The organism is Halomonas garicola (assembly GCF_055382465.1).
In genome coordinates this window covers 1,879,821-1,893,329 of record NZ_AP043931.1, presented here as the reverse complement: position 1 = coordinate 1,893,329, position 13,509 = coordinate 1,879,821, and the positions used below count along the sequence as shown (strand labels likewise).

Annotated in this window: 13 protein-coding genes; 4 read left to right on the top strand and 9 right to left on the bottom strand. The window is 66.3% G+C overall.

Annotated features, from left to right (window positions below):
• Positions 1 to 35 precede the first annotated feature (35 nt).
• The 7 genes from ACZ46Y_RS09145 to ACZ46Y_RS09115 form a co-directional block, all read right to left on the bottom strand.
• Entirely contained in the window at positions 36 to 953 is a 918-nt protein-coding gene (locus tag ACZ46Y_RS09145; RefSeq protein ID WP_311953456.1) for a LysR family transcriptional regulator, read from the bottom strand.
• A 69-nt stretch (positions 954 to 1,022) separates the two neighbouring features.
• A complete protein-coding gene (locus ACZ46Y_RS09140; RefSeq protein WP_311953453.1) occupies positions 1,023 to 2,096 on the bottom strand; it encodes an ABC transporter ATP-binding protein in 1,074 nt (357 codons plus the stop codon).
• Positions 2,093 to 3,109: an ABC transporter ATP-binding protein gene (locus tag ACZ46Y_RS09135; protein WP_311953450.1), complete on the bottom strand. Its 1,017-nt coding sequence runs from the start codon at positions 3,107 to 3,109 to the stop codon at positions 2,093 to 2,095. Before ACZ46Y_RS09135 ends, ACZ46Y_RS09140 begins: the two co-directional genes overlap by 4 nt.
• Positions 3,110 to 3,116: 7 nt before the next feature.
• Entirely contained in the window at positions 3,117 to 4,088 is a 972-nt protein-coding gene (locus tag ACZ46Y_RS09130; RefSeq protein ID WP_311953447.1) for an ABC transporter permease, read from the bottom strand.
• Positions 4,085 to 5,131 carry an ABC transporter permease gene (locus ACZ46Y_RS09125; RefSeq protein ID WP_311953443.1) on the bottom strand — a complete coding sequence of 349 codons (1,047 nt, stop codon included), beginning with the start codon at positions 5,129 to 5,131 and terminating at the stop codon, positions 4,085 to 4,087. The genes ACZ46Y_RS09130 and ACZ46Y_RS09125 overlap by 4 nt, the downstream gene beginning before the upstream one ends.
• A 95-nt stretch (positions 5,132 to 5,226) precedes the next feature.
• A complete protein-coding gene (locus ACZ46Y_RS09120; protein ID WP_311953436.1) occupies positions 5,227 to 6,846 on the bottom strand; it encodes an ABC transporter substrate-binding protein in 1,620 nt (539 codons plus the stop codon).
• A gap of 189 nt (positions 6,847 to 7,035) precedes the next feature.
• Complete coding sequence (locus ACZ46Y_RS09115; RefSeq protein WP_311953432.1) at positions 7,036 to 7,428, bottom strand: glutaredoxin family protein; 393 nt, start codon at positions 7,426 to 7,428, stop codon at positions 7,036 to 7,038.
• Positions 7,429 to 7,658: 230 nt separating this feature from the next.
• Here ACZ46Y_RS09115 and mpl point away from each other — a divergent pair, with 230 nt between their 5' ends.
• The 3 genes from mpl to ACZ46Y_RS09100 are packed head-to-tail and all read left to right on the top strand — an operon-like array spanning position 7,659 to position 10,319.
• On the top strand, positions 7,659 to 9,047 hold the full coding sequence (gene mpl, locus ACZ46Y_RS09110; RefSeq protein WP_311953427.1) for a UDP-N-acetylmuramate:L-alanyl-gamma-D-glutamyl-meso-diaminopimelate ligase: 1,389 nt from the start codon (positions 7,659 to 7,661) through the stop codon (positions 9,045 to 9,047).
• 6 nt (positions 9,048 to 9,053) lie between these two features.
• Positions 9,054 to 9,683, top strand: a complete 630-nt coding sequence (locus tag ACZ46Y_RS09105) for a flavin prenyltransferase UbiX (protein WP_311953423.1) — start codon at positions 9,054 to 9,056, stop codon at positions 9,681 to 9,683.
• Positions 9,684 to 9,695: 12 nt separating this feature from the next.
• The gene (locus ACZ46Y_RS09100) at positions 9,696 to 10,319 is read left to right on the top strand and encodes a LysE family translocator (RefSeq protein ID WP_311953419.1); all 624 of its coding nucleotides are present in this window, start codon (positions 9,696 to 9,698) and stop codon (positions 10,317 to 10,319) included.
• Positions 10,320 to 10,336: 17 nt separating this feature from the next.
• On the opposite strand, the gene ACZ46Y_RS09095 is transcribed toward ACZ46Y_RS09100, so the two are convergent.
• The gene (locus ACZ46Y_RS09095; RefSeq protein ID WP_311953416.1) at positions 10,337 to 11,278 is read right to left on the bottom strand and encodes a GGDEF domain-containing protein; all 942 of its coding nucleotides are present in this window, start codon (positions 11,276 to 11,278) and stop codon (positions 10,337 to 10,339) included.
• Positions 11,275 to 12,108 (bottom strand): hypothetical protein, encoded by an 834-nt coding sequence (locus tag ACZ46Y_RS09090; protein ID WP_311953414.1) that lies wholly within the window; start codon positions 12,106 to 12,108, stop codon positions 11,275 to 11,277. The genes ACZ46Y_RS09095 and ACZ46Y_RS09090 overlap by 4 nt, the downstream gene beginning before the upstream one ends.
• 111 nt (positions 12,109 to 12,219) lie before the next feature.
• Here ACZ46Y_RS09090 and ACZ46Y_RS09085 point away from each other — a divergent pair, with 111 nt between their 5' ends.
• A complete protein-coding gene (locus ACZ46Y_RS09085) occupies positions 12,220 to 13,506 on the top strand; it encodes a glutamate-5-semialdehyde dehydrogenase (protein ID WP_311953411.1) in 1,287 nt (428 codons plus the stop codon).
• Positions 13,507 to 13,509 lie beyond the last annotated feature (3 nt).

The following is a 13,509-nucleotide window of genomic DNA, read 5'->3' as shown; positions in this document are numbered from 1 at the left end:
AAAAAGCGGGGGCGAGCGAGCGCGGCGCCGGCGAATCAGCGCGAGGCCTCCGTCGCGGCAAGCTCGGCCCAGAGAACATCCAGCTCGGCGTGGTGATGATGCCGGTGGCGGTAAAGGCGTAATGCCAGGGGGACGTCCCAGCGGGCATCGCCGGCGCGCACCAGCCTGCCTGTCTTTAGCGCCCGGCGTACGGTGCGCTCGGGCAGCCAGCCGACGCCGTAGCCCAGGGAGACCAGCTCCTTGATGCTGGCGGCGTAGAGGTTCTCGCTTTTGACCGCAAGGCCGGGGGCCTCGGGCAGGCGCGCCAGGTGCGTCTGTAGCGCCGCTCCCAGCAGCCCGAGCCTTGGGTAGGCAAACCAGGGCGCGGGTGACCGGCGGCTGGCCGGCAGGGTAAAGCGCGGCGTGCCGTCGGCCGCGGGGGCGCTGACCGGTATCAGACGCTCGTGGCCCAGGGTGCGGTAGCGGCAGGCGGTATTATCCAGCTCCAGGTCGCAGCGCTCAAGGGGCCAGTAGCACAGCGCCAGGTCGCACTCGCCGCGGTTGAGCGCCTTGAAATAGTCCGCCGCGATCCAGCCGGTGGCGCGCAGATAGGGCTGCATGCGCTCTTCAAGCCCCGTGGCGGCGAGCCACTCGGGGAGAAAGTGCGCCAGCAGGCTCTGCGGGGCGGCCACGCTGATGCGCCGCTCGTGGCCGGCGCTGATGTCGTGGATGCGCTCCCGGGTCAGGCGCACGCCCTCGGTGATTTTTTCGCACAGGGCAAGAAACTCTTCGCCTTCGGGGGTCAGCGACAGCGGCAGCGTTTGGCGGTTGATCAGGGTCGCACCCATCTCTTCTTCCAGAAGCTTGATGCGTCGGGAAAAAGTCGGCTGGGTCACGTGCTGTTCGTCGGCGGCGCGGGAGAAATGCCGCGTTCTGGCCAGGGCGATAAAATCTTCCAGCCAGCGAATTTCCATAGCGTATCTTGTCCACCTTAAATAGCGTCCCGGATGCAAAAGGCGGCCGCTGAGCTGCGACCGTGCCGTTTATATGCGGCCTTCCTCCACAGCGTGACACGCCACGCGCACGCCGTCATCCTGGGTTTGCAGGACCGGCACTTCCTGCTGGCAGCGGGCGTTGGCGTAGGGGCAGCGGCCGTGGAACACGCAGCCCGACGGCAGGTTCACCGGCGTGGGCACTTCGCCCTCCAGGCGAATGTGCCGGGGGCCGTCGTCGTCCAGGCGCGGTATGGCCGAGAGCAGCGCCTGGGTATAGGGATGGCGGGGCTTGGCAAACAGCGTGGCGGTGTCGGCGATTTCGCACACCGTGCCCAGATACATCACCGCCACCCGGGTGCCGAAGTGCTCGACCACGGCGAGGTCGTGGGTGATGAACAGGTACGTCAGCCCGCGCTCGCGCTGGGCCTCCATCAGCAGGTTGAGCACCTGGGCCTGAATGGACACGTCCAGCGCCGAGATCGGCTCGTCGGCGACGATAAACTCTGGGTCTACCGCCAGCGCCCGGGCAATGGCGATGCGCTGGCGCTGGCCGCCGGAAAACTCGTGGCCGAAGCGCTTGCCCCAGTCCGGGTCGATGCCCACCGAGGCCATCACCCGCTCGACCTGGTCGGCCACCTGCTGGCGGCTCCAGTCGGGATGGTGCAGGCGCACCGGCTCTTCCAGCGTCTGCTGGATGGTCATGCGCGGGTTGAGCGAGGCGTAGGGGTTTTGAAAGATCATCTGCATGCGGCGGCGAAACGGCATCAGCGCCTTGGTGTCGAGGTTGTCGATGCGCGTGCCGTCGTAGCGGATCTCCCCGGCGGAGGGGTGCAACAGCCCCATGACCGTGCGCGCCACGGTGGATTTGCCGCAGCCGGATTCGCCCACCACGCACAGCGCCTCGCCGCGCTGGATGTCGAGGTTGACGCCGTTGATGGCGTGGACAAACTTCTGCTCGCGGACGAGCTTGCCGCCCCTGAACTTGAGCTGCTCAAGGAAGTCGCCGGAGAGCGAGAAGCGCTTTTCCAGCGCGCGGATTTCCAGCAGCGTTTCACCCTGCTGTGCCGTCTGGGGCGTCTGGGCATGCTCAACGGCGGGAATGCGGGTGGCGGTGGCGCTCATTGGGCTTCCTCCTTCAGGCGGCGGTCCTGCTGCAGCTCTTCGACCATGTGGCAGGCGACCCGGCAGTTGCCGGAGGTGGTGAAGCCCGGCACCTGCTCCACGCAGGCCGGGCGTACTTCGCCGCTTGAGCGCTTGATAAAGTCGCAGCGCGGGTGAAAGGCGCAGCCGCTAGGCAGGTTGTCAAGCGAGGGCATGCTGCCGCGGATCTGGTTGAGCGGCTGGCCCGGCGTTGCCATCTGCGGCAGGGCGTTGATCAGCCCCTGGGTGTAGGGGTGCTGGGGGTCGTTGATGATCTCCCGGGTGGGCCCCTGTTCGATCACCCGGCCGGCGTACATCACCAGCATGCGCTGGGTCACCTGGCTGACCACGCCCAGGTCGTGGGTAATCAAGATCAGCCCCACGTTGTGCTCTTCGCACAGGTTGAGCAGAAGCGCCATGATTTCCGCCTGGATGGTGACGTCAAGGGCAGTGGTGGGCTCGTCGGCGATGATGATGTCAGGGTCGAGGAGCAGCGCGATGGCGATGATCACGCGCTGGCGCATGCCCCCGGAGAGCTCGTGGGGGTACTGGTCGAGCCGCGCTTCCGGCGAGGGGATCTGCACCTGGCGCAGCCGATCCAGCGCAATCTTGCGTGCGGCTTTGGTGCCGGTGCGCCGGTGCGCCTTGATCGACTCGACCATCTGCTCGCCGATGGAGAGCACCGGATTGAGCGTCATCATCGGGTCCTGAAAGATCATCGAGATGCGGTTGCCGCGGAACTTGCGCAGGCCGCGCTCGCTCATGTGATTGAGCGTTTTGCCTTCAAACTTGACCTCGCCCCCGGCGATGAAGCCGGGCTTGGCGATGAGGTTCAAAAGCGAAAAGGCGGCCACGGACTTGCCCGCGCCGGATTCGCCGACGATGCCCAGGCGTTCGCCGCGCTCCAGGGTAAAGTTGATGTCGCGCAGGGCGTGGACATCGCCCTTGCGCAGGGCGAAGCGGACATCGAGGTGGTTGACTTCCAGCAGTGCCATAGTGTCCTCAGCCTTTATAAAGTCGCGGGTTCATCACGTCGCGCAGCCAGTCGCCCAGCAGGTTGATCGACAGCACCAGCACCACCAGCACCGCCCCGGGGATGAGCGTGATCCACCAGGAGCCGGACTGGATGTAGTCAAATCCGGCCTTGATCAGCGAGCCAAGCGACGGGTGCGTTTCGGGCATGCCGAGCCCCAGAAACGAAAGGGCCGCTTCGGAAATGATCGCGTTGGCGATCTGCACCGTGGAAATCACGAAAATCGGCGACAGCGTATTGGGCAAGACGTGGCGGAACATGATCCGCCGGCTCTTGAGCCCCATCACCCGGGCGGCGTCGACGTATTCCTTGCTCTTCTCCGCGAGCACCGAGGCGCGCACGGTGCGCGCGTACTGGGGCCATTCGGCCAGGCCGATGATCACCACCAGCAGCGGCACGGCGTAGGCGCTGAAGGTGGCACTGCCAAACACCGCCTTGACCAGCGCGCCGACGATGATCGCCACCATCAGGGTGGAAAACGACAGCTGGATATCCGCGAGGCGCATGAGAAAGGCGTCGATGCGCCCGCCCAGATAGCCGGCCATGAGGCCGAAAGTGACGCCGAGGATCGCCTGCAGCGCCACGGCGCCAAAGCCGATGACCAGCGATACCCGGGCGCCGTAAAGGATGGTCGAGAGCATGTCCCGCCCCTGGGCGTCGGTGCCCAGCCAGTAGGCCGGGTCGCTGCCGTCCACCCAGAAGGGCGGAAGCTCCGAGGCGAGAATGTCGATCTGGGCAAGATCGTAGGGATTCATCGGCGCAAGCCAGGGGGCAAACACGGCAATGGCGACCAGGGCGATGAACGTCAGCAGGCTCAGCTGGGCGATGACGTCGCGCTTGAAGCTGTACAGCAGGTAGGAGTCGCGAAAGCGCTCCCAGCGGCCGGGCAGCGCCGGCAGGGCCTTGGCCTGGGTCTCGGGCGTTGGAATCGGCTGGCTCATGCGGGCTTTCCTGTGAGTTTGACGGTGGGGTTCACCAGGCCGTAGATCAGGTCGACCAGGGTGTTGGTGATCACGAAAATCAGCCCCACGATCATCAGGTAGGTGACGATCAGCGGAATGTCGGAGCGCTGGATGGCGTTGAGAAACATCAGCCCCATCCCCGGCCACTGGAACACCGTCTCGGTGAGAATGGTGTAAGCCACCAGCGTGCCGATCTGCACCCCGCCCACGGTGATCACCGGCAGCATGGTGTTTTTCAGCGCGTGCAGAAAGTAGATGCGGCGCATGGAAATACCCTTGGCTCGGGCAAACTTGACGTAGTCGGACTGCAGCACTTCGAGCATTTCCGCGCGGATCAGGCGGATAAACAGCGGCAGCATGATGGAGGCCAGCGAAATCGCCGGCAGCACCAGGTATTTGAGCCCGTCGAGACTTGCAAAGTTGGTCTCCCAGGGGCCGAAGACGGGCACCGGGTCGCCGCGGCCGTAGGCTGGCATGCCGCCTTCGGTGGAGAGCACGCCGTTAAGCCAGGCGCCCCAGCCGGTCTCCGCGGGGAAGGGCGCCCAGCTGATGCCGATGGCAAAAATCTGGATCAGCACGATGGCGGTGAGAAACACCGGGATCGAGATGCCCACAATGGAGACGCTCATGAAAAAGCGCGTGAGCCAGGCCCGGGGCTTGATCGCGCTGTACACGCCGATGGGAATCGACAGCGCGATGATCAGAAACGTCGACGCCGCCACCAGCTCCAGGGTCGCCGGCAGGTGGCGGGCGATGACCTGGGTGGTGGGCTGGTTGAAGACGTAGGAGTAGCCGAAATCAAACTGCAGGGCGTTGCCGGCAAAGCGCAGGTACTGGGTGATGAACGGGTCGTTCAGCCCGAACTCTTCGCGCAGGGCCTCGCGCTCGCTTTCCGGCACCGACTGGCCCACCAGCTGCTGGATGGGGTCGCCGAGGTTGTCCTGGATGGCGAAGGCGATAATGCTGATGACAAACATCACCAGCAGGGCATGAAAAAGACGCTTGATCAGAAAAGCGATCATGGGGCAATGTCCTGTAGCGGCAACAGGGAAGCGACGCGCCCGGCGGGCGCGTCGTCAAGCGGCAGTAAAACGAGGGGGCAAGAGCCGGGGCGGAATTACTCCGCGGCGTCGTTGACCACCAGGTCCCCGAGGTAGGGGAAGTTCATGACGTTGAGCACCGGCTCGATCTCGGCGTTGATGGCGGATGCCCAGGCCAGATCCTGCCAGTGCAGCGGCACGAAGGCGGCCTCGTCATAGAGCGTCTGTTCGACCTGCTGGAGCATCTCGGCGCGCTTTTCCAGATCGATTTCCTGGTTGGCGTCGGCCACCAGCTTGTCGAGCTCCGGATTGCAGTAGTTGCCGGCGTTGTACTGGCCGGCGCCGCTGTCGGCGTCCGGGCAGGCCGTCAGGTACTCGTGGAAGTTGGCGCTGTCCTCGGTGTCGGAGTGCCAGCCGATCAGCATCATGTCTGCGGCGCGGTCGTCAAACTCGCCCCAGTACTGGGCCTTGGGCAGGGTTTTAAGGTCCACATCGACGTTAATGCGCGCCAGCATCGCGGCGACGGCCTGGGCAATCTTGGCGTCGTTTACGTAGCGGTTGTTGGGCGACATCATGGTGATGTCAAAGCCGTCGGCGTAGCCGGCTTCCGCCATGAGCTCCTTGGCCTTTTCCACGTCGTAGCGCGGCGTGAGCGAGTCCACATGGCCGACGTAGCCTTCCGGAGACATCTGCGCGGCCGGGGTGGCAAAGCCTTTCATCAGGCGGTCGGCGATGCCTTCCTGGTTGACGGCGTAGGCAAAGGCTTTGCGCACCCGGGGGTCTTCAAACGCCTCCACGCGCTTCTGGTTCATGTGCAGCATGATAATGCGGGTGCCGGACATGGTGACCAGCTTGGCGTTGTCGCTTTCGCGCACCCGCTCCAGATCGTTGGGCGGCACCGGGGCAATGAAGTCGACGTCGCCGGAGAGCAGGGCGGCGACCCGGGTGGCGTTTTCGCTGATCGGCGTCAGCACCAGGGTGTCGACGTTGCCCGGCGAGGCCTCATCCCAATAGTCGGGGTTGCGGGCAAACTCGGTGCGCACGCCCTGCTGGCGTTCGGTGACGGTGTAGGGGCCGGTGCCGGACACCTGGCTTGAGGCGTAGGAGTTGCCGTTCTTGACGATTTCATCCTTGGGGTCGCCGTCCGGCGCCTCGCCGGAGTAGAACTCGCTGTCCATGGGGAAGAGGTAGGTCGCCAGATTTAGCAGCAGCGGATAGGGCTTGAACGTGTTGATCTCGACGGTGTGCTCGTCGACGACCTCGGCGCTTTCGATGGGGTCGAAGATCGCCTTGAAGTCCGGGCTGCGCTTCAGCCGCTCGATGGTCCAGACCACATCTTTAGCGGTAAAGGGGTTGCCGCTGTGAAAGGTCACGCCTTCGCGCAGGGTCATGCGCATGGTGGTGTCGTCGACCTGCTCCCAGTCGGTGGCCAGGCGCGGCTCGAAGTTGAGCGACTGGTCCCAGCGCACCAGCGGGTCGAACAGCAGGTGCGAGAGCTGCATGATGCCGCCCGAGAGCTGTTCGTGGATGTCCAGCGACACCGGGTCGGCGTCGTAGGCCATGCGCAGGGTGTTTTCCGCCTGGGCGGCGGTGGCAAACATCGCGCCGCCGGCAAGCGTGGCAGAAATGGCGGTGGCCAGAAGCGTCTTTTTTACGCGCGGCCCGACGATAGTGCGAGTGCTGGTCGTCACGGTCATGATGAAGGTCCCTGTGGTTATTGTTGGCGGGTGCCGGATAATAACGGGCGGTTGTTATGGGGATACTTTATGGACGTTTCGTTACTGATTGTTGGCCGGCGTGGGCAGGAGCACAATCGAAATAATGACAGGGGCTATTCATCCGGCGAATGAGCCAAGGGGGAGGCCGGCGGCGCCGGCCGTGAAGGCTCAGGCGGCGCCGAAGCGGCGGTGGAGGTAGGCGTTGATGTCGTCGGACTCGTACAGCCACTCGGCGCCCCCGTCGTCGTTTTCGATACGCAGGCAGGGCACCTTGACCCGGCCGCCGCCTTCCTTGAGCTCTTGCTTGCGCTCGGGGTCGAGCTGGGCGTCGCGGCGCTCGATATCGAGCCCCAGCCGGGCCATTTCCTTGCGCACCTTGATGCAGAACGGGCAGGTGCGAAACTGGTAGAGCGCGAGCCTGTCGCAGGCGCGGTCGACCTCGGCCTGCTCGGCGTCGGTGCGCTCGACGGATTTGGGCGTGGAAAGCTTTTCAGAGACGAGCATCACCGGCGCGAGCACCAGGCGCACGCCGCGGAAGAAGTAGCGAATCAGAATACGCATGAGCTGTCCTTTTGTGGCAGGGAAGTGGTGGCTGGGAAATATCAAGGCAGCGCCGGCGGGCGCATGCCCTGCGCCGAAGTGGCGTTCATCGTGACGCACGCGGCGGCTTTTGTCACCTCACCCCGTGAGCCCGCGGCCGTGGCGTGCTAGGCTTTTCAGTCGTTTACGCGCGGGGTGAAAGCAGAGCCAAGGCAGCCGCGCACGGGTTATCTTCAGGGAGCATGCTCACCATGCATCTGCATATTATCGGGATCTGCGGCACCTTCATGGGCAGCCTGGCGCTATTGGCCCGGGAGCGGGGCTACCGGGTCAGCGGCTCGGACGCCAACGTCTATCCGCCCATGAGCACCCAGCTGGAAAACGCCGGCATTGCGCTGCAGGAAGGCTACGGCGCGGACAACCTGGACGCCGCCACGGGTGCTGCGCCGGATCTGGTGGTGGTGGGCAACGCGCTGTCCCGGGGGAATCCCGAAGTCGAGGCGCTGCTCAATCGCGGGCTTGCCTATACCTCCGGCGCCCAGTGGCTGTGCGAGCACGTGCTCGCCGGCCGCAAGGTGATAGCGGTGGCCGGCACCCACGGCAAGACCACCACGGCGAGCATGCTTTCGTGGCTTCTGGAAAGCGCCGGGCAAACGCCGGGCTTTCTGATCGGCGGGGTGCCGCGCAACTTCGGCGTGTCGGCAAGGCTTGGCGGAGCGGATGCGCCCTTTGTGGTCGAGGCCGACGAGTACGACACGGCGTTTTTCGACAAGCGCTCCAAGTTCGTCCACTACCGGCCAACGATCGCCGTGCTTGCTAACCTGGAGTTTGATCACGCGGATATTTTCCCCGATCTGGCCGCTATCGAGCGCCAGTTCCACCACCTGGTGCGCACCGTGCCGGGCAACGGCCGGCTGCTGATAGCCGACGGCCAGCCGGCGCTTGAGCGAGTGCTTGCGCAGGGCGCCTGGACCCCGGTGGCGCGGTTTGGCAAAGGCGACGGCGAATGGCAGCTGGCGCTCGAGCACGCCGACGCCAGCCGCTTTCGCGTGGTTCACGCCGTGGACAGCGGCGACGACGCCATTGTCGAGTGGTCGCTCACCGGCGAATACAACGCCTATAACGCCCTGGCGGCGCTGGCCGCCGCCCACGCCTGCGGCGTCGATCTGGCCCGGGGCTGCGCCGCGCTTTCCCGCTTTGAAAGTCCTCGGCGGCGTCAGGAAGTACGCGGCGAGGTGGCCGGCATCCAGGTCATCGACGACTTTGCCCACCACCCCACGGCGATTGCAGCGACCCTTGAAGGGCTGCGCGCGGCAACGCCCGCCGGGCGGCTGCTGGCGGTGATCGAGCCGCGCTCCAACACCATGCGCCTGGGCGCGCTCAAGGCGCGGCTGAACGAAAGCGTCGCCCAGGCCGATCACGCCTTCTGGTACCAGCCGCCGGGGCTCGACTGGTCGCTTGCGTCGCTGATTGCGCCCCAGGGCGAGCGGGCGAGCCTGGAAAGCGACCTGGGCGCGCTGGTAGACGCCGTGGTGGCCAAAGCAACGTTCGGGGACCGCATCGTGGTGATGTCCAACGGCAGCTTCGGCGGCATTCACCAGCGCCTGCTGGACGCCCTTGCCGTCGCGCATCGGGAGTAAAACGTGATGACGACTTTCAAACCGCCGGTAACGGTAGCGCTGACCGGGGCCTCCGGCGCCCAGTACGCGCTGCGCCTGATCGACGTGCTGGTGGCGGCCGGCCACGAAGTCTGGGTGATGATCTCCAAGGCCGCGCACATGGTCATCGCCACCGAAACCGATGTCACGTTGCCCGCCGGGCCCGCGCGGCTGGCTGAGGCGCTTGCCAAGCGCAGCGGCGCGCAAGAAGGGCAAGTCCGCTGCTTTGGCCGGGAAGACTGGATGGCGCCGGTGGCCTCGGGCTCCGGTGCGCCTTCCAGCATGGTGATCTGCCCCTGCTCCACGGGCACGCTCTCGGCGGTGGCCACGGGGGCCAGCAACAACCTTATCGAGCGCGCCGCCGACGTGGCGATCAAGGAGCGCCGGAGGCTTGTCATGGTGCCCCGGGAAAGCCCGTTTTCCCCGATTCATCTGGAGCACATGCTGACGCTTAGCCGCCTTGGCGTGGTGATCCTGCCGGCGGCGCCGGGGTTCTATCATCGCCCGGCGTCCGTTGACGACCTGATCGACTTTATCGTTGCGCGCATTCTCAACCAGCTGGGCATCGAGCACGCGCTGATGCCGCGCTGGGGCGAGGCCGGCGAGCCGCCGCGCTGACCAGGAGCCTTTATGCTGTCCCCCGCTACGCTTTCGGTCTTTGTGCCCACCTTTTTGCTGGTGTCGCTGACGCCGGGCATGTGCATGACGCTTGCCATGGTGCTGGGGATGACCCAGGGCGTGAAGCGCACCCTGTGGATGATGATCGGCGAGCTTCTGGGCGTGGGCACGGTGGCCGTGGCGGCGGGTGCCGGCGTGGCCGCGCTGATGCTCAAGAGCCCGGAAGTGTTTGTGCTGTTCAAGTGGCTGGGCGGGGCCTATCTGGCGTACCTGGGCATTATGATGTGGCGCTCGCGCGGGCGCATGGCGATCCCCGATGAGTTCAGAGCCGGCGACAGGGCCGCCCGGCGCACGCTTTTCGTGCAGGGCTTCATGACCGCCATTGCCAACCCCAAGGGCTGGGCGTTTCTGATGGTGCTGCTGCCGCCGTTTCTCGACGACGGCCGGGCGCTGGGGCCCCAGCTTGCCATGCTGGTGGCGGTCATCTTGACCATCGAGTTTGTCTGCCTGGTGCTCTACGCCACCGGCGGCAAGACGCTCCGCCAGCTTTTGGCCCGGGGCGCCGGGGTGCGCCTGCTCAACCGTATTTCCGGCACCCTGATGGTCGGCGTGGGGCTGTGGCTGGCCTTGGGCTAAGGTGCTGCGCTGCCGAGTCAGACCCTTTCCGGCGGCTCGGCCAGCGCCCTGCTGCGCTGCTCGAGCCGCGCGGTGAACGGCGCAATGCCTTCGCCCCGGCGCAGCAGGCAGACGGCGATACGCGCTTCCAGCGGGCCGGTTTCCACCAGCACCTGGCGGGCAAGCTCCCGGGTCAGCCGTTCCTGCAGCAGCAGCGCGCCGCTTTCGCCGGTATCGGGCAGGACCAGCCAGAACGTCGCGGCGGACGCCCGCCCCAGGACGTCGTCGTCCCGGCACTGGCGATGCGCCTCGCGGCACAGCGTCTCCAGCAGCGCCAGCCGGGCGCGGTGGCCGAACTGCTCGCCGGCCATGTCCAGCTGGGGCAGGTGGATCGCCAGCACCGCCAGGCGGCGGCCGAGCACCAGGGCGCGCTGGTGCTCGCTAACCAGGCGCTTGTTCAGGGTGTCGCGGTGGAAGGCATCGCACTCGTCGTCGTAGGGGTCGGTAGCGCGGAGCAGCGCCCGACGCCGGGCGTGCTCCCAGCGCGGCAGGGCAAGCAGCAGCGCGGTCACCAGAAAGCCCATCACCCAGCTGGGGGAGGCGCTTGCCAGCGGCGTGAGCCACCACGCCGGCGCCAGCAGCAGAATGATCGCCAGCGCTGCCCACAGCGGCAGCAGCAAAAAGGTTGCGGCGAGCGGCAGCCCAAGCCATACCGGCGAGATATCCGGCGGATGCCAGATGGCGGCGAACAGGGTCAGGTAGGTGGCTAGCAGCAGAACCATGCGCGGCAGGTACGGCGACGACGAGCGGTACAGGTGGAGCAGCAGCGCGGCCAGCAGGACCAGCACCATGAAGAGCGGCGTGAACAGGGTGACGTAATCGCCCATGGCGTAGCGCCAGGCGGCGTAGGCGGCCATGAGCACGGGGCTTGCGGCGAAGGCCAGGGTCATCAGGCGGCGGGAGATGGCGTGGGCGCTCATGATGTTTCCGCCAGCGCGTGCAGGTCGAGCGACTCGAACTCGATGTCGGCAAGGGGCATGCCCCGGCCAAGGGCATTGTCCGGTAGCGCGGCGGCGAGCCGCCGGCGACGCTTTTCGCCTTCCTGAGGCGAGGGCGAGAAGAGGATCGCGGCGAGCGTGCGGCCATCGACGCGGTAGGCGTTTTCAAAGCCGTAGAGCAGCCGGCACAGGCGGCGCGCCAGGGGCCACAGCTGGCGACGCCGGACGCGAATGACCACCAGCTCGCCGTGCACCGCCTCGCGCGCGCAGCGGTGCCGTTCGCGCTTGAGATCGAGCAGCAGCTGCTCCCGTGTCCAGAAGTTGACCCCGGGAACCAGGCGCAGGCGCCGGCGGAGATCGCCGCGGATCAGCGTGAGCTGGTTCGCCCGGGCCGTGGCGATCAGGCATAAAACGATCAGGCTGAGCAGCATCAGCGTCCAGGCGGGCAGGCCCAGGTGGGGGAGAATCAGCACCATGCCAAGCAGCATGCCGCTCAGGTTGAAGGTAGCCACCCAGTGGGGCTGGGGGAGCATGAAAAGCGCGACCCAGGCCCACACCAGCAGCATATGGCGCTGGGGCGCGGAGGCGATGAGGCCGATCAGCAGCACGCCGGGCAGCAGCTGCCAGGGAAGTCCGCCGCGGCTGCGCCGATGGCTGAAGTCGAGCAGCAAAGCGGTGATAAACAGCCAGCCGATGGACACCCACATGACCAGCGCGGCCAGCGGCGGCGCCGCCGGAGTCCACAGCAAAAGCGCGGTGGCAACCGCCAGCAGGTTGGCCCGGAGGGGGTGGACTTTGTACTTGTTTTGCATGGTGGCTTATGCTTTACCGTTGGGGCATGGGCGGCGTTGACGCTATAAAGCTAATTGCATTGAAGCAGACTGACAAGTGACCGACGATCGTTGACTGACACGGAGCATGGCATGAGCGTTTCCACGGCGTTATCTGACACGACGGACATTCCTGCTTATATGCAGGCGGTGGGCACGGCGGCCCGGGAAGCCGCACAGGGCCTGAGGCGAGCCGACAGCGGGCGCAAGAACCGCGCGCTTGAGGCCATGGCCGAGCGGCTCGACAAGGCCCGGGAGGCGGTGCTTGCCGCCAACGCCGACGACATGCAGCGCGGCCGCGATGCCGGGCTTGACGCCGCGCTGCTGGACCGCCTGGAGCTGACCGAGGCGCGCATCAACGCCATGATAGAAGGGCTTCGCCAGGTGGCCGCGCTGCCCGATCCGGTCGGCGAGGTCGACGGCCTGCGCGCCCGCCCCAGCGGCATTCAGGTGGGGCAGATGCGCGTGCCGCTGGGCGTCATCGGCATCATCTTCGAGTCCCGGCCCAACGTCACCGTCGAAGCCGCCAGCCTGTGCCTGAAGTCCGGCAACGCCTGCATCCTGCGCGGCGGCTCCGAGGCTCGCTCCTCCAACGCCGCGCTCAGCGAATGCCTCAAGGCCGGCCTGGAAGACGCCGGGCTGCCCGCGGGCGCGGTGCAGGTAGTCGCCACCACCGACCGCGCCGCCGTGGGCGAGCTGATCCGCATGCCCGAATTCGTCGACGTGATCATCCCGCGCGGGGGCAAGTCGCTGATCGCGCGGGTCTCCCGAGAAGCCAGCGTGCCGGTGATCAAGCACCTGGACGGCGTCTGCCACGTCTACGTGGACGCCACCGCCGACGTCGACAAGGCGCTGGCCATTGCGGTGAACGCCAAGACCCAGCGCTACGGTACCTGCAACACCCTGGAAACCCTGCTGGTGGATGCTCCCGTGGCCGAGCGTCTGCTGCCGGCGCTGGCCGAGCGCTTTGCCGAGTACGAGGTCGAGCTGCGCGGCTGCGAGCGCACCCGCCAGGTGCTTTCGCGCATTACCCCGGCCAGCGACGACGACTGGAGCGAAGAGTACCTGGCGCCGGTGCTGGCGATTAAAGTGGTCGACGGCGCCGATGACGCCATGGCCCACATCGAGCGCTACGGCTCCCAGCATACCGACACCATCGTCACCCAGGACTACAGCCTGGCGCGGCGGTTCATGGCCGAGGTGGACTCAAGCTCGGTGATGGTCAACGCCTCCACCCGCTTTGCCGACGGCGCCGAGTACGGGCTGGGCGCGGAGATCGGCATTTCCACCGACAAGCTCCACGCCCGGGGGCCGGTGGGCCTGGAGGGGCTTACCACGCGCAAGTACATCGTTTTCGGCGACGGCCATGTTCGTCAATAGGAG

Bases quoted from the DNA above. Each gene is read 5' to 3' on its own strand.
- ACZ46Y_RS09145 (WP_311953456.1), bottom strand. From the start codon at position 953: ATGGAAATTCGCTGGCTGGAAGATTTTATCGCCCTGGCCAGAACGCGG.
- ACZ46Y_RS09140 (WP_311953453.1), bottom strand. From the start codon at position 2,096: ATGAGCGCCACCGCCACCCGCATTCCCGCCGTTGAGCATGCCCAGACG.
- ACZ46Y_RS09135 (WP_311953450.1), bottom strand. From the start codon at position 3,109: ATGGCACTGCTGGAAGTCAACCACCTCGATGTCCGCTTCGCCCTGCGC.
- ACZ46Y_RS09130 (WP_311953447.1), bottom strand. From the start codon at position 4,088: ATGAGCCAGCCGATTCCAACGCCCGAGACCCAGGCCAAGGCCCTGCCG.
- ACZ46Y_RS09125 (WP_311953443.1), bottom strand. From the start codon at position 5,131: ATGATCGCTTTTCTGATCAAGCGTCTTTTTCATGCCCTGCTGGTGATG.
- ACZ46Y_RS09120 (WP_311953436.1), bottom strand. From the start codon at position 6,846: ATGACCGTGACGACCAGCACTCGCACTATCGTCGGGCCGCGCGTAAAA.
- ACZ46Y_RS09115 (WP_311953432.1), bottom strand. From the start codon at position 7,428: ATGCGTATTCTGATTCGCTACTTCTTCCGCGGCGTGCGCCTGGTGCTC.
- mpl (WP_311953427.1), top strand. From the start codon at position 7,659: ATGCATCTGCATATTATCGGGATCTGCGGCACCTTCATGGGCAGCCTG.
- ACZ46Y_RS09105 (WP_311953423.1), top strand. From the start codon at position 9,054: ATGACGACTTTCAAACCGCCGGTAACGGTAGCGCTGACCGGGGCCTCC.
- ACZ46Y_RS09100 (WP_311953419.1), top strand. From the start codon at position 9,696: ATGCTGTCCCCCGCTACGCTTTCGGTCTTTGTGCCCACCTTTTTGCTG.
- ACZ46Y_RS09095 (WP_311953416.1), bottom strand. From the start codon at position 11,278: ATGAGCGCCCACGCCATCTCCCGCCGCCTGATGACCCTGGCCTTCGCC.
- ACZ46Y_RS09090 (WP_311953414.1), bottom strand. From the start codon at position 12,108: ATGCAAAACAAGTACAAAGTCCACCCCCTCCGGGCCAACCTGCTGGCG.
- ACZ46Y_RS09085 (WP_311953411.1), top strand. From the start codon at position 12,220: ATGAGCGTTTCCACGGCGTTATCTGACACGACGGACATTCCTGCTTAT.